Genomic DNA, 16506 nt, shown 5'->3' with positions numbered 1-16506 from the left:
ATGACGACCGTGAACGAGGGGGACCTCGTCCTCGACGCGCTCGGGCAGCTGGGCTCGGCCCTGGACTGCTCCGGTTTCAACCGCCTGGACCTGGAGGGGCCACAGGTGCTGTGGCTGGTGGCGTCCGGCGCGGTGGACCTGTTCGCGGTGGACGCCGCGGAGCAGGGCCACTGGCACCACCTGGGCCGCCTGGAGGCGGGGTCGCTGCTGCTCGGCCCGGTCGCGGGACCGCAGCACACGCTGGTGGCCAGGCCGCTGCGGGACTGCGTGGTGCACCGCATCGGGCTGCGCGAGCTGTACCAGCCGGCGCCCACCCAGACCTGGTCGTACGACGACTACGGCAACCCGCAGTACGTCCCGCCGCAGACGAGCCCCCTGGAGTACGCCCTCGCGCTCGGCGTCGGCCGCAGCCTGTCCATCCTGTTCCAGGCACCGATGGCCACCGAGCGGGCGGCCGAGGATGGGGGTGCCCCCGTGCGGGCGTATGCGCGCATGGGGGACGACGACGACGTGTTCTGGATGCAGGTGCCGCCGGGCAGCGTGCAGTACGGCTCGCTGTACGGCGCGGAGGCCGCCGCCGACCTGCTGATCGACCCGGCGGTCTGGCAGTCCATGGTGGACCAGCAGTACCGCCTGCTGACCACGCTGGACCGGTGGATCGAGCAGCTGGAGCGCACCCACGAGACCCGTACGGCCGCCGGCATCAAGGCCGGTGAGGCGGTGCGCGAGCACGCCGACCGGACCCTGCTGGCGTCCATCGGCAAGCGCGGCGGAAAGCGCACGACGGCCGCCGACGCGGACGCCGGGTACGCGGCGTGCAGGATCGTCGCCGAGGCCGCCGGGTTCACCCTGGCCGACGCAGCGCACAGCGGCACCGAGAGCGACCGGCTCGACCCGGTGGAACGCGTGGCCCTCGCCTCCCGGGTACGGACCCGGTCCGTCCGTCTGGAGGGACGGTGGTGGCGGGACGACATCGGCCCGCTCGTCGGGCACCGGGCGCTGTCCGGTGCGCCGGTCGCGCTGCTGTGGCGGCGCGGCGGGTATGTCGCGGTGCATCCGGCGACCGGGCGGGAGACGCCGGTCGAGAAGGCCAACGCGGAGGAGTTCGAGCCGCGCGCGGTGATGTTCTACCGGCCGCTGCCCGACCGTCCGCTGAGCCCGCTGCGCCTGTTGCGGTTCAGTATGCGGGGCACCGGCGGCGACCTGGTCCGGCTGCTGCTCAGCGGGCTGGTGACGGTCGCGATCGGCGCGCTGGTGCCGGTGGCGACCGGCAAGGTGCTCGGCGAGTTCGTGCCCAAGGCCCAGACCGGGCTGATCGTGCAGGTGTGCCTGGCCGTGATGATCAGCGGGGTGGTGGCGGCGGCGTTCATGCTGCTGCAGAATCTGACGATCCTTCGGCTGGAGGGCCGGATCGAGGCGACGCTGCAGCCCGCCCTGTGGGACCGGCTGCTGCGGCTGCCCACCCGGTTCTTCACCGAGCGCTCCACCGGCGAGCTGGCCGGCCAGGCCATGGGGATCAGCGCGATCCGCCGGCTGCTGGCCGGAGTCGGCCCGGTCGTGGCCCAGTCGGTGACGGTGGGCGCGATGAACCTGGCGCTGCTGTTCTGGTACAGCGTGCCGATGGCCCTGGCCGCGATCGGCATGCTCGTGGTGATCGCCGCCGTGTTCCTCGGTCTCGGGCTGTGGCAGGTGCGCTGGCAGCGCCGGATCGTGGTGCTGGGCAACAAGCTGAACAACCAGGCGTTCCAGACGCTGCGCGGACTGCCGAAGCTGCGGGTCGCGGCCGCGGAGAACTACGCGTACGCGGCCTGGGCGGAGGAGTTCGCCCGCAGCAGGGAGCTCCAGCAGCGGGTGGGCCGGATCAAGAACCTGACGGCGGTGCTGGGCGCGGTGTACCTGCCGCTGTGCACCCTGCTGATGTTCATGCTGCTGGCCGGCCCGGCACGCGGGTCGATGTCGGCGGCGGCGTTCCTCACCTTCAGCACCTCGGTGACGATGCTGCTGACCTCGGTGACCCAGCTGACCGGCGCGTTCGTCTCGGCGGTGTCGGCGCTGCCGCTGTTCCAGGAGATCGAGCCGGTGCTGCGGGCCACGCCGGAGGTACGGGCGGGCAGCACCCGGCCGGGGGTGCTCACCGGGGCGATCGAGGCACGCCGGCTGTCCTTCCGGTACTCCGACGACGGCCCGCTGGTCCTGGACGACGTGTCGTTCGAGATCCGGCCGGGCGAGTTCGTCGCGGTGGTCGGCCCCAGCGGCTGCGGCAAGTCGACGCTGCTGAGGCTGCTGATCGGCTTCGACAAGCCGGTGTCGGGCAGCGTCCTGTACGACGGCCAGGACCTGGCGGCCCTCGACCAGTCGGCGGTGCGCCGCCAGTGCGGGGTGGTGCTCCAGCACGCCCAGCCGTTCACCGGCTCCGTCCTCGACGTCATCTGCGGCACCGAGCCGTACGCGCCGGAGGAGGCGATGGCGGCTGCCGAGATGGCGGGGCTCGCGGAGGACATCAGGCGGATGCCGATGGGACTGCACACCATCGTCTCGGGCAGCGGTGCCGTCTCCGGCGGCCAGCGCCAACGGCTGATGATCGCCCAGGCGCTGATCCGGCGGCCGCGCATCCTGTTCTTCGACGAGGCGACCAGCGCCCTCGACAACGAGACGCAGCGCACGGTCATCGAGTCCACGCGGGCCCTGAACGCCACCCGCGTGGTCATCGCGCACCGCCTGTCCACGGTGCTGGACGCCGACCGGGTCATCGTGATGGAGGACGGCAAGGTCGCCCAGCAGGGCCCGCCGGCCGAGCTGCTCGCGGACACGGGCGGGCGGCTGCACGAACTGGTGCGGCGCCAGCTGGCCTGAGCGGCGGCCCGGGTGGCGGGGAATCGCCGCCCGGGCCTTTGACGATCGGCGTATGGGGGTACTTGCCGAGCCATGCGTATCAGCGTCGTGGATGTGGGATCGAAGACGGTCCGCCTGGTGGTGTCCGACGCCCAGGACGGCGCGCCGTTGCCCGTGCACACCGAGAAGTGGCGGCTGCGGCTGTCCGATCAGGTCAAGCCGGGCGATCCGATCCCCGGGGAGGCGGTGGAGCGGCTGGTCCACGCCGTCGCCGCCGCGGGCCGCACCGCGACGAAGTGGGGGGCGGCGGCGCCCCTGGCCTTCGCGACGGCGGTGGTGCGCTCCGCGCCCAACCGGGCGGAGGTGCTGCGCACCGTGCGGGTGCGGACCGGGGTGGGGCTGTGCACGCTGCCCGGTGAGCTGGAGGCCGAGCTGACGTTCCTCGCGGCGCGGCGCTGGATGGGCTGGCGCTCGGGTCCGCTCGCCCTGCTGGACATCGGCGGCGGGTCGCTGGAGGTGGCGTTCGGCCGTGGCCGGCTGCCGGACTTCGTGGCCTCGCTGCCGCTGGGCGCGGGCCGGCTGACCCACGAGTTCCTCGCCGCCGGCGAGGGTCTTCCCGATCCGCGCCGGCTGCGGGACCTGCGCCGCTCCGTGCGCCATCAGCTGCGCGACGTCGCGGCCCGGATCCGCTGGGAGGGGCCGCGGACGGCCGCCGCCGCCTCGCGTACGTTCCAGCAGCTGGGCCGGTTGTGCGGGGCGCCGCCGGGCCGGCACGGCCCGTTCGTCGAGCGGCGGCTGGCGCGCGAGGACCTGCGGGAGGCGGTGCGCCGGATGTCGGCGCTGACCGCCGCCGAGCGGGTCCAGCTGCCGGGGATCTCCGCGCCTCGGTCCGAGCAGAGCCTGGCCGGCGCGGTGATCGCGCACACCGCGATGAAGCTGACCGGGCTGGAGTCGGTGACCATCTGCCCGTGGGCGATCCGTGAGGGGATCATGCTGCGCCTCATCGAGGACGGCCCCGGCTGGTGGACGGAGGTCACCGACCACGGCGAGAAGTCCGAGGCGGACCGGCTCGCGCCGCTGCGCATCGCCGCCGCACCGGTGTCCAGCTGACCGGACGACAGGAGAGGCAGTCCGCGTCCCGGGACGGCAGGCCGGCACCGGCCGCGCCGGAGGAGGGCACACGATCTGGGTGCCGGTCGGGCGGCCCCACTCCGCCCGGCCGGCACCCATGCGAGGTGGCACCGAACCCCTCGGCCGTGCTCGCACTCCCCATCCGCGAGCCCGGACCGCACTGCACGGGGTCGGTGGTGCCGCCCCGGTCTCAGAACGCGAAGAGGCTGGTCCCGTAGGAGCCCTTCACGCAATCGTTGGCGAACGTGCGCTCGTAGGAGACGCGTCGGCCCTGCCACACCCCGTCCACGGTGACGACGACGGGATCGTACTGCTTGGTGCACAGCACCCCTTCGGTCGCCCTCAGGGCGTCGAAGTCGCCGTTCAGGCCCCGTAGTTCGGCACAGGCCGCCGCGGGGGCGGGATGGGTGCCGGAGGGCGTCGGGGCGCAGCTCAGGGTGACCGCACGTGCCGGGGAGGCGAGGGCGGCGGTGTCGCCGTGAGCGAGGGTCAGCACCAGCGCCGACGGGGCGTAGAGCGAGGCGGGGGCGGCGTCGGGGGCGGCCAGGGCGGATCCCGTGAGGGGTCCGCAGACGGCGGTGGCCGTCAGAGCGAGGGTCGCTGCCCAGCGCGCGGTGTTCCGCATTGTGTGCATCCTTCCGCTTGGTTCGGGGGGTGTGCCGGTTCCGGCGCGATCGGTGCCGGAGCGACGAGCGGGAGTCTGCCGAGTCCGCCGCCGAAACTCACATCGACACCACGGGTTTCAGTAACCTTGCGTATTGAATCAGTGGCGGGAAGTAACAGATTTCGAACGCTCCAATGCCGGAACGTGGCCATTCCTGATCGCTCGAAGTCGCCCGATGGCTGATTTCCATGGGCTCATTAATAGGCCTGAAACATTCCGGTTGGGGGCCTCCGGTGGAGGCCCCGACGGGGTCCGTCCGCGCGACCGGCCCCCGCACACCGGTGTGCGCCCCCCGGTCCCCACCCGGCCTACCGGTCGGTATGGTCTGCGTACAGCGCGGTCTCAGGGACGAGAGGCGGGTCGTAGGCATGGGCAGGCACTGGGCCGACTTCCAGTACGAGATCTATCTGAACGGCATGTCGGGCACCGTGCCCCGGCTCCCCACGGACCTGACCCGGCTGGAGGAGCTGACCGAGCGGCGCCTCGGTCCCGGCCCCGTGGGCTATGTGGCGGGCAGCGCCGGCACCGGCAGCACCGCCCGCGCCAACCGGGCGGCCCTGGAGCGCCGCCGGATCGTCCCGCGCATGCTGCGGGACGTGCACGAGCGGGACCTGTCCGTGGAGGTGCTGGGCCGCGCCCTGCCCGCCCCGGTGGCGCTGGCGCCGATCGGCGTGCTGTCGATCATGCATCCGGACGCCGAGAGCGCGGCCGCCCGCGCCGCCGCCGCGCAAGGAGTGCCGTTCATCCTGTCGTCCGCGTCCAGCACCCCGCTGGAGCAGGTGGCGGAGGCGATGGGCGACGCCGAGCGCTGGTTCCAGCTGTACTGGCCGAAGGACCCGGAAGTGGCGCGCAGCTTCCTGACCCGCGCGAAGGCGGCCGGGTACACCGCGCTCGTCGTCACCCTGGACACCCCGATGCTCGCCTGGCGGCCCCGCGACCTCGACCAGGCGTACCTGCCGTTCCTGCACGGCGTCGGCACCGCCAACTACTTCTCCGACCCCGCCTTCCAGGCCGGTCTGGCCAAGCCCGTCCACGAGGATCCGAACGCCGCCGTCATGCACTTCGTCGGCATGTTCTCCGACCCGGCCAAGACCTGGCCGGACCTCGCGTTCCTGCGGGAGAACTGGGACGGCCCGATCGTCCTCAAGGGCGTCCTGCACCCGGACGACGCCCGGGCCGCCGCCGACGCCGGCATGGACGGGGTGATCGTCTCCAACCACGGCGGACGCCAGGTGGCCGGTTCCCTCGGCGCGGCGGACGCCCTGCCCGGCGTCGTCGAGGCGGTCGGTGACCGTCTGACGGTGCTGTTCGACAGCGGCGTCCGCACCGGCGACGACATCTTCAAGGCCCTCGCCCTCGGGGCGCGGGCGGTCCTCGTCGGACGGCCGTACGCCTACGGGCTCGGGCTCGACGGACAGGCGGGCGTCGAGCACGTCATCCGCTGCCTGCTCGCCGAACTCGACCTCACCCTCGCCCTGTCCGGGCACGCGGGCCCCGGCACCGTCGGCCCCGGCGACCTCGTGGAGGCGACCGCGTGAGCGCCGCCCGCCAGGTGCTCGCCGTCGTCCCGCCGCACGTCGGCGGCCGGGGCGTCGGCGCCGGTCTGGCCACGCTCCTGCCCGGCGACGCGCACGTCACCGTCGTCGAGGCGGCCGACGAGGACCCGGCCGCGCTGCGCCGCGCCCATGTCGTCATCACCGCGCTGGCCCCGGTCACCGCCGCACACCTCGCCGCGGCATCGGAGCTTCAACTGGTGCAGTGCGCGAGCCACGGCTTCGACTACGTCGACGTGCCGGCGGCCCGGGAGCGCGGGGTCCGGGTGTGCACGATCGGCTCCAGCGGCGCCGAGGCGCAGAACGTCGCCGAGCAGGCCTTCGCCCTGATGCTGGCCCTGGCCAAGCAGGTGATCCCCGGGCACCTCGCGCTCGTCGAGGGCGAGTGGGCCCTCCCCCGCCTGCAGGGCTCGCTCACCGAACTGTCGGGCAAGACCCTCGGCATCGTGGGACTCGGCCAGATCGGACGTCAGGTCGCCCGGCGCGCCGCCGCGTTCGACATGCCGGTCGTCTACGCCGGACGCCGGCGGGCGGCTCCCGAGGCGGAGGCCGAGGCGGGCGGCGCCCGCCATGTGCCGCTCGACGAGCTGTGCCGGGTCTCCGACTACATCTCTCTGCACGCCCCGCTCACCGAGGAGACCCGGCGGCTGCTGGACGCCCGGCGCCTCGCGCTGCTGAAACCGTCGGCGTTCGTGGTCAACACGGCGCGGGGCGGCCTGATCGACCAGGACGCCCTCGCGGACGCCTTGGAGAAGGGCGCCCTGGCCGGGGCGGGCATCGACGTCTTCGACCCCGAACCGCCCACCCCGGCCCTGCGGTTGCTCCGCGCGCCGAACGTGGTGCTCTCCCCGCACGTCGGCGGGGTCACCCGCGAGACCATGGTCCGCATCGCCCTCGCGGCCGTACGCAACGTGGCCGACTTCCTCGCGGGCGGCACCCCGCGGGACGTGGTCGGCGGGACCGCCTGAACGGGTCGGAACGGGGCGGGCCTCGCAGCCGTCGTGCCGGTCCTCCCCCTCACGGGAGGGACCGGCACGTCGCGTCCCGCCCGGGCGGCTACGCGCTCCGCTCCCCCGGCCGGCCGGCCCGCGTCGCCGGGGGCCCGACCACCGCGCTGGACAGCGTGCCGGGGGTCGCGGACGTCGGCGGGTCCGTCAGCCAGCGCTGCGCGTCCGAGCGGTCGCGCACCTTGACGACGATGTCGGCTGCCGGGTCGGGGGCGGCCGCGGCCAGCGCGAGCCGTTCGTCCCAGCGGGGCAGCACCTCGCCCCGGACCGTGAGGTCGTAGCGCACGTCCTCGGCGCGCCCGGAGCCCGAGGGGGCGCACCTGCCGAGGATCACCACACCGGCGTCCGCGCGGGAGTCCAGGCACAGATCGGGATCGGCGGCGCTGCGCAGCCGTCCGTCCCTGTCGTACGACCACTTCTGGCCGATGTCGTCGGAGCAGGCGGCGAGTTCGGTCCCGGCGCCCGGACCGGGCTCGCCCTGGACGCCGAGGCAGAGGCCGGCGGCGGCGTTCCGCAACCGGGTGCGCGAGGGCACGGCCGGGAGCTGGGTGGTGCCGGGCGGTGCGGAGGACACGGCGGGCGGGAGCCGGGGGCCGGGACTGCCGGCGGTCGCGGAGGCGGCCGGGTCGACCCCGTCGTCGTCCGTCAGCAGTCCGGCGACGAGCACCAGGGCGATCAGCCCGGCGGAGGCGACGCCCACCCCTGTCAGCAGCGTCCATGCGGGCCGGGACGGACCGGCCACCCGGCGGACCTGTGCGGGCACGCGCGGGAGCAGCCTGCGACGGGCCGCGCCGTGCCGGGCGCCGCCGCGGGTGCGGGACGGGGTCCGGCCGGGACGGGTCTCGAGATAGCGGCGTGAACCCCAGCCGAGGACGGACTCGGCGATGAGAACACCCAGCCCGCCTTCGAAATGGCTCAGTTGTTCGGCTGCGTCACGGCAGTAACGGCACTGCGCCAGATGTGCCTCCACATCCGGCAGCAGGGCGCCGCCCCGGCGAATGGGGACGTCGAGCAGGCGGTTGTAGAAGCGGCAATCCTTCATGGGCGCGAGTTCCCGATGGGCATGTACACAACCTTCACGGAATTTGTCTCGCGCCTGTTCGAGCGCGGCCCTCGCGGTGACGGGATCGAGGCCGAGCAGTCCGGCGGGGACATTCAGCGGCTCCGCCTCGACCTCGGTGTGCCAGAGCAGACATCGGGCGACTCCGGGAAGCGCCTGGAATGACCGATCGGCGAGCCGCCGATTTTCCGGCGTCAGGGAGTTGGCGGTGCGCATACCGCGCCCACCGGAGGGTTTGCGCAGTTCCGGCACCGTCCCCGCTATCCGTTCGTCCCCGGACCACTGCCGGACCGTGTCCCGGACCGCGACGAGCAGCCGGAGACGCAGCGCGGCCGCGGGCTCGCCCAGCGCCAGGCGGTCGAGCACCTGATGGAAGGCGGCGGCGGTGACCATGTGGGAGGCGGCGCCCGCGGGGGCGGCCAGACAGATCACCGCGTAGGCGTGGACCGGCTCCCAGTGCCGCGCCATGAGCAGGGCGACGGAGGGCGCCGCCTCGCTGTCGGTGCGGCCCCGCAGCCGGGCGGCGAGTCCTTCGTCGGACTCCTCGGGGAGAGCGCCCGGGGGCGGATAGGGAGGGCGAGGGGGGTGGGGGGTGGGCACTGAACGGATTCCTTCCCGCACGCAGGACACAGAAGTTCCGATCGCCGAAAAGGAGCGAGCGACATGCCGTGGACCTCTCCGGCGGGACCGAGGGGGCGGAAATTCCGCGACGCCCGTCCGCACCGATTCCCCCGCGGAACGCTTGAGCCCCGGCCTATTCCACTCCCACGCCATTCACCCTTGCACAGCGCACTCAGGCCCAACAAGGCACTTGGGCAACATCAGCACCAATTGAAATAAAGTCAGAATCGGCACCGGCACACCGTGCGAAAACGTGTGTCGTCAGAGGGTCAGATCTGCCAGGACCGCAACCGGTCGGCCGCCCCGTACACATCGGTCTTGCCGGAGATCAGGTCGCGGGCGAGGTCGACCAGCGCGCCGTAGGGCGGGTCGATGCCGACGCCGCTGACGAACATGTAGGCCACCGCGGAGGCGCAGGCGAAACGGGCGTTGGCCGAGGGCAGCGGCTTGAGCAGGGCGAGGGTGTGCAGCAGGGCGGCGGCGCGCCAGGCGGGGTCGGAGTCGACGCCGAGCCGGGGCGGGTCGACCCGGTGCCGGGCGACAGCGGCGACCAGCGCCGAGAAGTCGTTGACGGTGGGCTGGTCCGGCAGGACCTCTTCATGTCGCTGGAGCAGCCAGGGCACATCGATGTGAATGACGGATGCCATCGGTCAGGCGGCCCGTCCCTCGCCACCGGCCGGCGGCTCGTCGTCGGGAAAGGCGGCGGCGAACTCCTCGGCGTGCGAGGAGAAGAACCTGCGGAACGCCTCGGCGCCCTCCTGCAGCGCGCGGTGCCGGGCTATGTCTGCCGCCGCGGCCTCCCGTACGAGCGCCTTCATCGAGGTGCCGCGTTCCTTGGCGATCTGCCGCAGGTCCTCGAGCTCACGATCGCTGAACTCCACGTTGAGAGCTGGCATGCCCTTACGGTACCGCTCGGGTACTCGGGCGTAAATCCCCCCAGGTCACACCTGGTGCAGGCCGGTACCGGCCGGGTCACGCGGCCGAGCGGGTCCGGCCGCCGGCGGCCGAGGGGCGCGCGGGCCGGGCGTCCGGGCCGATGCGCGGCTCCGCGCAGGCGGGACATCACCGGAAGGGCCTAGGCTGGGGCGCGAGTGACACGCCTGTTCACCGTGAGGGTGCACGTGGGAGCTGCGACCATGAGCCCGGATCACCCGGTCGACGAGGCCTCGACGGCCCGGGCCGTCATCGACGCCGACGGCCTGCTCGTCGAGTGGAACGCCGGGGCGGAACGCCTCCTGGGCCACCCGGCGGCCGAGGTCGTGGGGCGCCCGGCGGCGGACCTGCTGGCCGACCCGGGCGCGGACGGAGTCGCCGCGCCGGACGGCGACCGCTGGGACGGCGTCGTCACGCTGCGCCGCCACGACGGCGGCACCCTCCCCGTATGGCTGCTCGCCCACCGGGAGAAGCCTCCGCGGCAGGGACCCGACCGGTGGCTGGTCGTCACCCCGCTGGACCCGGAGGGCACGCACGCGCCCGACGATCCGCTGGACGACGTCCCCCTTCTCGACTCCCCCTGCGCCATGGCGATCTACGACGAGCGGCTGCGGGTGCGCAGCATCAACGCCGTGATGGCGCGGGTGCTCGACCTGCCCGCGGAGAACGTGCGCGGTCTGCGCACCTGCGAGATGACCGGCACGGCGCACGGCCAGGACTTGGAGGGCCGGCTGCGCCAGGTGCTCACCACGGGCCGCAGCACGGCCGTACGGACGGAAGTGGCGGTCGGCGGGGACCACACGCTCAGCTGGCTGGCCCGCATGGCGCCGATCAGGGACGCCAGGGGCCGGGTGCGGGGCGTGTCGGTCGCCGCGCACGACTTCACCGAGCAGTACCGGGCGCAGGAGCGGCTCCAGCTGGTGAACGAGGCCAGCGTGCGCATCGGCACCACCCTCGACGTGGCGACCACGGCCCAGGAGCTGGCGGACATCTGTGTGCCGGCGCTCGCCGACTTCGTCAGTGTCGACCTGCTGGACCCGGCCGAGCACGGCGAGCCGCCCGTGGGCCGGCCGGTCACGCCGATCGGGCTGCGGCGGACCGCGTACCGGATCATCGACACGGACGGCGACGCCGTGGTCGTGGTCAAGCCGGGGCAGCTGGACCTGTACCCGGCCACCTCCCCGCAGGCCGACGCGCTGCTCGCGGGCCACACCATCGTCGCCTCGTCCGCGACCGGCGACCTGGACCAGTGGCTGTCGTGGGACCCGCGGCGCGCCGCCCGGATCAAGGGGTACGGCATCCACACCGCGATGTCCGTGCCGATCCGGGCACGCGGCGCGACGCTCGGCGTCGCGGTGCTCTCGCGGTTCGCCAACCCCCACGCGTTCACCCCGGACGACGTGCTGCTGGCGGAGGAGGTGACCGCGCGTGCCGCCGTCTGCATCGACAACGCCCGCCGCTACTCCCGCGAACGCGAGACCGCGCTGGCCCTCCAGCGCAGTCTGCTGCCGCGCACCCTGCCGCGCACCGCCGCGCTCGAGGCGGCCTCCCGCTACCTCCCGGCGGCGCGCTCGGGTGTGGGCGGCGACTGGTTCGACGTGATCCCGCTGTCCGGGATGCGGGTCGCGATGGTCGTCGGCGACGTCGTGGGCCACGGCATCCAGGCGTCGGCGACGATGGGCCGCCTGCGCACGGCCGTGCGCACGCTCGCCGACATCGACCTCGCGCCCGACGAGCTCCTGACCCACCTCGACGACCTCGTCGTGCGCCTGTCGGAGGAGGCCGGCACCGACGGTGTCTCCGGCGAGGTGGGCGCCACCTGCCTGTACGCCGTGTACGACCCGGTCTCACGGCGCTGCACGCTGGCCCGCGCCGGGCATCCCCCGCCCGTGACGGTCGCGCCCGGCGGGGGGCCCGTGGAGATCGTCCTGCCCGCGGGACCCCCGCTGGGCCTGGGCGGGCTGCCGTTCGAGTCGGCCGAGATCGAGCTGCGCGAGGGCACCGTCCTCGCGCTGTACACCGACGGGCTCATCGAGTCGCGCGAGCGGGACATCGACGCCAGCCACGCTCTCCTGTGCCAGTCGCTCGCGGCGTCGTCCGGCTCCCTCGACGAGACCTGCGACCGCGTCCTGCACTCCCTGCTCCCGGCGGGCGGAGCCGCCGACGACGTGGCCCTGCTCCTGGCGCGCACCCGGGGGCTGCCGGCCTCCTGGGTGGCGACCTGGGACATCCCGGCGGACCCCGCGCTCGTGGCGCCGATCCGCAAGCAGGTCGTGGAGCAGATCGAGCTGTGGGACCTGTCCGAGGCCGCGTTCACCGCCGAACTGGTGGTGAGCGAACTGGTCACCAACGCCATCCGTTACGGCACGCCCCCGATACGGCTCCGGCTCATCCATGACGCCACGACGCTGATCTGCGAGGTGTCCGACACCAGCCAGACCGCCCCGCACCTGCGCCGTGCGAAGACGTACGACGAGGGCGGCCGCGGGCTGCTGCTGGTCGCTCAGCTCACCCAACGCTGGGGCAGCCGGCACACCGCCGACGGCAAGACCATCTGGGCCGAGATCGGGTTGCTCGGCGAGGAGTGAGAAGACGCGCGGAAACATGACTACGCCCCGGGAAACCGGGGATGCCTCACAGACATGGGAGCAATGGGACGCGCACCGACTTCCCCCTTCTCGACCCGAGGCCGCCCCGGGCGCCGCGCCGCTCTCCCGGTGACCGCCGCCGCGCTGCTGTGCGTGCTCGCCGCCTGCGGGGACGGCACCGGCGCCTCGGACACCGGGCCGACGCGCACGCCGGCCGTCAGCGGCGGGGCGACGACCGCGCCGGGCACGGACGACGGCACCGGCCCGGCGACGACGGCGGCCACCACCGCGCCCGGCACCCCGGACACGGAGAGCCCGATGACCCGGTCGGGCGCCGCCGCGCCCCGCTGCCACACCTCCGAACTCCGGGCGCGCCTGGGCCGCCCGAGCCCCGGAGCGGGGCAGCGCAACTTCCCCATCGTGCTGACCAACCGGGCCGATCGCACCTGTACCGTGCGCGGCTACCCCGGCGCCGCCTTCGTGGACGCCTCCGGCCGACAGCTCGGCCCGGACCCCCGGCGCTCCCCGGACACACCGGCGACGGTCACGCTGGCGCCGGGCACCAGCGCCTGGGCCGGGCTGACCTTCGCCAGTCCGGAGATCAGCGGGGCCCGCACGGCCGAGCCGAAGGAGCTGCTGGTGACGCCGCCGGACGAACGGGACCCGCTGCGGATCGCGTGGACGTCGGGCGAGGTGCCGGTGGGCGGCAACGAGTCCACCGTGTTCCTGACGGTCCTCCAGCCGGGCACGGGCGGCTGAGCCGACCGCTCAGCGGTGGCCGCCACCGCCCCCGTTCCCGTGGCCGCCGCCCCTCGCCCCGCCGGCGCGCGCCGCCGCACCGGGCGCCCGGTCGGCCGACGGCCCGGCCGGGGGCGGCGACGTGCGGGGGGACCCGGCGGCGGGCGTGTGCGCGGCAGGCGGCGCGGAGGTGGCGGCGGCGCCGGACGGAGGGACCCAGGCGACCGTCTCCAGCGCGGAGGTGGTGCGTGCGGTGTCGACGGCCCAGTGCTGCACGTCGTTGTCGTCGTCGCGGCTCTTGAGCACCAGGGCGCCGGAGCCGTCGGTGGCGGCGGGGCTCAGCGCGAGTTCCTGGTCGAAGCGGGGCACCAGGGCGCCCGGGAGCGTGAAGTCGTAGCGGACGTCGTCGCTCCCCGTGCCGGCGGCCTCGCACGGGGCGAGCCGGACCGAGTAGCCGAGGTGGGAGTCGAGGCACAGGCCGGGGTCGGCGGCACTGCGGATCAGCCCGTCGGTCTCGTAGGTCCACTGCTGGGCGGAACCGGGGGCACAGGTGGTGAGTGCGGTCTCCGCTCCCTCGACGGCCCGGCCGCCCACGATGCCGACGCACAGCCCGGAGCCGATGTTGTGCAGCCGGCCCCGCAGGTCGCCCTTGGCCGCCTCGGCGGCGCCCGCCCAGGACGGGTTGCGGCGGGGGGCGTCCGCCTCGGGTCTCGCCGTGCCGGACGGCCTCCGGTCGAGGGCGGCGGGCACGGCGGTGTCGTCGGAGCCGCCGTCGTCGCCGGCGGCGGACCAGATCACCAGGGGCAGGACGACCAGGGCGCTGACGGTGGCGACGGCCGCCGACAGGTTGCGGCGCCGGGCGGCGCGGCGGGCCACCTTCACGGCGACGCGGCTGGAGCAGGCGCGGGCGCCGGGGCGGGCGGGCGCGGTGGCCGCGCGGCGCCCACCGGAGCGGCGGGCGGCCCGGCGGGCGCCGCGCGGGCCGGGCGCGCCGCTGGGCTGCCCGGTGGCCTCGGCGGCAGCGACGGAGGTGAACGCCGAGGGGTGGGGGCGCGCGGCGGAGGCGGCGGTGTGGGGGTCGGCGAAGAAGGGCTCACCGGCGATCGGGCCCCGCGGGGCCGGTGTGGACGTGGGCGGCTGCGCGCCGGGGCTCACACGGGCGACCAGATAGGCCCGCGCGCCCCAGCCGAGCACGGACTCGGCGAGGGCGATGCCCAGTCCGCCGTTGAAGAGGTCGAGCTGGGCGGCGGTGTCCCCGCAGTGCGCGCAGCGGTTCAGGTGGGCGCCCAGGTCGGGGTCGACGTCGACGCCGCCGCGCCGGTAGGTCACGTCCAGCATCCGCAGGTACTGGCGGCACTCGTGCTCGGGGGCGAGTTCGCGGTGGACCTGGAGCAGTTCCTCGCGCAGCCGGTCACGGGCCCGCTCCAGCTCCAGGCGCCCGGTCTCCGCGTCCATGCCCAGGAGCGCGGCCGGTACGGACGCCGGTTCGGCCTCGACCTCGGTGTGCCACAGCAGGCAGCGGGCCGACTGGGGCAGCCGCTCGAAGGCCTCGGAGAGCAGCCGGCGGTTGCCGGGCGGCAGCAGTAGGGCGGCGGCTCCCGCGCCGTCGGGTCCGGAGCGCAGCCCGGGGTGGAGGAGTTCCCGCCGGTGGTCGGCGTCCCATTCCGCGGCGATCCGGCCCACGGTGACGAGGAGTCGGGGGCGCCAGGCCGCGGTCGGGCCGGTCTGCCGCAGCGTCTCGCCGAACAGGCGGGTGAACGCCGCCGTGGTGAGCATGCCCGCGGCGCGGGTGTCGGCGGTGCACAGCCGCGCGTAGGCGAAGCCCGCCTCCCAGTGCCGGTCGAGGAGTTCGCCCACGGGGTGGAGCGCCGGTGCCGCTCCCGTCCACTTCTTGAGTTCGGCGCTCAGTTGAGCGTCGGTCACATCAAAGAGGCGGGCGGCGCCTGGTGAAGTCGACAGGCCTGCGTCACGCACGGGGGCATTCCTCCGGAGGGCACTGCGGCTTGATGGGTCCATACCAATGGGTATGCTCCGGGTGCGGCTCTGGTGAAGCGCGAGGGCGTAAAGGAGCGAGCCACACCTTTGCACAGCTCAGGGACTGAGAACAAGCCGCTCCACTTATTGTGCACCGCGTGCGCGACGGCCGGTGTTCGACGAAATGTCAATAGTCGGTCCGACCGCATTGCGGACTATCGGCGAAGCAATGGGAAAACGGATTCAGTCGACACCGCGCCGACTTCATCGCACACCATTGAACCGCCGCGCCACGGCATTTTCCGCTGGTCATGCGGACGAAGGCGCCTTCAGCGGGCCTTCACGACCGGGGTGCCGACCATTGCGGCGCCCGGCTGGGGCGTCCGTCCGCGACGCACTCAGTGGCCGATGACCGGGTGGGGCGTGTAGGGCTCCTGGAGCGCCTCCAACTCCTTGTCGGTCAGCTTCAGTTCGACCGCGGCGACCGCGTCCTCGAGGTGCCCCGGCCGGGCGGCGCCGACGATGGGCGCCGTCACCGTGTCCTGGTGCAGCAGCCAGGCGAGGGCGACCTGGGCGCGCGGGACACCGCGCTCGTTCGCCACCCGGGTGACGGCCTCCACGACGACCCGGTCGCTGTCCGTGTACAGCCGGCTGCCGAACTCGTCATGGGTGCTGCGGTCGGTGGCCGTGCCCCAGTCGCGGGTGAGCCGGCCGCGGGCCAGCGGGCTCCACGGCAGGACACCGACCCCCTGGTCCGCGCAGAGCGGCAGCATCTCGCGCTCCTCCTCGCGGTACAGGAGGTTGTAGTGGTTCTGCATGGACACGAACGTCGTCCAGCCGTGGCGCTCGGCGGTGTACTGCATCTTCGAGAACTGCCAGGCGTACATCGAACTGGCCCCGATGTAGCGCACCTTGCCCGCCTTCACCAGGTCGTGCAGCGCCTCCATCGTCTCCTCGACCGGCGTGTGCGGGTCGAAGCGGTGGATCTGGTAGAGGTCGACGTAGTCCGTGCCGAGGCGGGCGAGGCTGTGGTCGATCTCGGTCATGATCGCCTTGCGGGAGAGCCCGGCGCCGTTCGGGCCGGGGCGCATCCGGCCGTGGACCTTCGTCGCGAGGACGATCTCGTCCCGGCGCGCGAAGTCGCGCAGCGCCTTGCCGACGATCTCCTCGCTGGTGCCGTCGGAGTAGACGTTGGCGGTGTCGAAGAAGGTGACGCCCGCGTCGAGCGCCTGCCGGATCAGCGGCCGCGACGCCTCCTCGTCGAGGGTCCACTCGTGCGCGCCGCGGTCCGGGAGCCCGTAGGTCATGCAGCCCAGACAGATCCGCGACACGTCCAGGCCCGTCGAACCGAGCTTCACGTACTGCATCGTTGCTGCTCCTGCCTTCGGGATGGGGTGACCCGGCG

The 16506-nt window shown here is 74.0% G+C and carries 12 protein-coding genes; 6 read left to right on the top strand and 6 right to left on the bottom strand.

The window, feature by feature from the left end:
• On the top strand, positions 1–2853 hold the full coding sequence (locus tag ABZ899_RS27215) for an NHLP bacteriocin export ABC transporter permease/ATPase subunit (protein WP_361350865.1): 2853 nt from the start codon (positions 1–3) through the stop codon (positions 2851–2853).
• A gap of 72 nt (positions 2854–2925) precedes the next feature.
• On the top strand, positions 2926–3942 hold the full coding sequence (locus tag ABZ899_RS27210; protein ID WP_361350864.1) for a Ppx/GppA family phosphatase: 1017 nt from the start codon (positions 2926–2928) through the stop codon (positions 3940–3942).
• A 211-nt stretch (positions 3943–4153) separates the two neighbouring features.
• On the opposite strand, the gene ABZ899_RS27205 is transcribed toward ABZ899_RS27210, so the two are convergent.
• On the bottom strand, positions 4154–4588 hold the full coding sequence (locus tag ABZ899_RS27205) for a protease inhibitor (protein WP_361350862.1): 435 nt from the start codon (positions 4586–4588) through the stop codon (positions 4154–4156).
• A gap of 407 nt (positions 4589–4995) precedes the next feature.
• Here ABZ899_RS27205 and ABZ899_RS27200 point away from each other — a divergent pair, with 407 nt between their 5' ends.
• Both ABZ899_RS27200 and ABZ899_RS27195 read left to right on the top strand, forming a co-directional pair.
• Positions 4996–6165: a lactate 2-monooxygenase gene (locus tag ABZ899_RS27200; protein WP_361350860.1), complete on the top strand. Its 1170-nt coding sequence runs from the start codon at positions 4996–4998 to the stop codon at positions 6163–6165.
• Positions 6162–7148: an NAD(P)-dependent oxidoreductase gene (locus ABZ899_RS27195; RefSeq protein ID WP_361350858.1), complete on the top strand. Its 987-nt coding sequence runs from the start codon at positions 6162–6164 to the stop codon at positions 7146–7148. The genes ABZ899_RS27200 and ABZ899_RS27195 overlap by 4 nt, the downstream gene beginning before the upstream one ends.
• 88 nt (positions 7149–7236) lie before the next feature.
• Here ABZ899_RS27195 and ABZ899_RS27190 read toward each other — a convergent pair whose 3' ends face one another.
• The 3 genes from ABZ899_RS27190 to ABZ899_RS27180 all read right to left on the bottom strand — a co-directional run bounded on the left by ABZ899_RS27190 (position 7237) and on the right by ABZ899_RS27180 (position 9764).
• The gene (locus ABZ899_RS27190; RefSeq protein ID WP_361350856.1) at positions 7237–8847 is read right to left on the bottom strand and encodes an RICIN domain-containing protein; all 1611 of its coding nucleotides are present in this window, start codon (positions 8845–8847) and stop codon (positions 7237–7239) included.
• A gap of 290 nt (positions 8848–9137) precedes the next feature.
• Positions 9138–9515: a toxin Doc gene (locus ABZ899_RS27185; protein WP_361350854.1), complete on the bottom strand. Its 378-nt coding sequence runs from the start codon at positions 9513–9515 to the stop codon at positions 9138–9140.
• Positions 9516–9518: 3 nt separating this feature from the next.
• Positions 9519–9764, bottom strand: a complete 246-nt coding sequence (locus ABZ899_RS27180) for a hypothetical protein (RefSeq protein ID WP_344411015.1) — start codon at positions 9762–9764, stop codon at positions 9519–9521.
• Positions 9765–10004: 240 nt separating this feature from the next.
• Here ABZ899_RS27180 and ABZ899_RS27175 point away from each other — a divergent pair, with 240 nt between their 5' ends.
• Positions 10005–12389 (top strand): SpoIIE family protein phosphatase, encoded by a 2385-nt coding sequence (locus ABZ899_RS27175; protein ID WP_361350852.1) that lies wholly within the window; start codon positions 10005–10007, stop codon positions 12387–12389.
• 129 nt (positions 12390–12518) lie between these two features.
• Positions 12519–13148 carry a DUF4232 domain-containing protein gene (locus ABZ899_RS27170; protein ID WP_361350851.1) on the top strand — a complete coding sequence of 210 codons (630 nt, stop codon included), beginning with the start codon at positions 12519–12521 and terminating at the stop codon, positions 13146–13148.
• Positions 13149–13157: 9 nt separating this feature from the next.
• Here the strand turns inward: ABZ899_RS27170 and ABZ899_RS27165 are convergent, their stop codons facing one another.
• The gene (locus tag ABZ899_RS27165) at positions 13158–15050 is read right to left on the bottom strand and encodes a ricin-type beta-trefoil lectin domain protein (RefSeq protein WP_361350849.1); all 1893 of its coding nucleotides are present in this window, start codon (positions 15048–15050) and stop codon (positions 13158–13160) included.
• Between the two features lie 449 nt (positions 15051–15499).
• Entirely contained in the window at positions 15500–16468 is a 969-nt protein-coding gene (locus ABZ899_RS27160) for an aldo/keto reductase (RefSeq protein WP_361350847.1), read from the bottom strand.
• Positions 16469–16506: the final 38 nt, after the last annotated feature.

Origin of the sequence: Streptomyces sp. NPDC046859, assembly GCF_040645135.1 — a bacterium.
Classification (GTDB): Bacteria; Actinomycetota; Actinomycetes; order Streptomycetales; family Streptomycetaceae; genus Streptomyces.
Note: the sequence above shows the minus strand (reverse complement) of the source record. Positions and strands in the feature narration are given on the sequence as shown.

What these genes read in the sequence shown, in the direction of transcription:
- ABZ899_RS27215 (WP_361350865.1), top strand. Translation starts at nt 1, where the DNA reads ATGACGACCGTGAACGAGGGGGACCTCGTCCTCGACGCGCTCGGGCAG.
- ABZ899_RS27210 (WP_361350864.1), top strand. Translation starts at nt 2,926, where the DNA reads ATGCGTATCAGCGTCGTGGATGTGGGATCGAAGACGGTCCGCCTGGTG.
- ABZ899_RS27205 (WP_361350862.1), bottom strand. Translation starts at nt 4,588, where the DNA reads ATGCGGAACACCGCGCGCTGGGCAGCGACCCTCGCTCTGACGGCCACC.
- ABZ899_RS27200 (WP_361350860.1), top strand. Translation starts at nt 4,996, where the DNA reads ATGGGCAGGCACTGGGCCGACTTCCAGTACGAGATCTATCTGAACGGC.
- ABZ899_RS27185 (WP_361350854.1), bottom strand. Translation starts at nt 9,515, where the DNA reads ATGGCATCCGTCATTCACATCGATGTGCCCTGGCTGCTCCAGCGACAT.
- ABZ899_RS27180 (WP_344411015.1), bottom strand. Translation starts at nt 9,764, where the DNA reads ATGCCAGCTCTCAACGTGGAGTTCAGCGATCGTGAGCTCGAGGACCTG.
- ABZ899_RS27175 (WP_361350852.1), top strand. Translation starts at nt 10,005, where the DNA reads ATGAGCCCGGATCACCCGGTCGACGAGGCCTCGACGGCCCGGGCCGTC.
- ABZ899_RS27160 (WP_361350847.1), bottom strand. Translation starts at nt 16,468, where the DNA reads ATGCAGTACGTGAAGCTCGGTTCGACGGGCCTGGACGTGTCGCGGATC.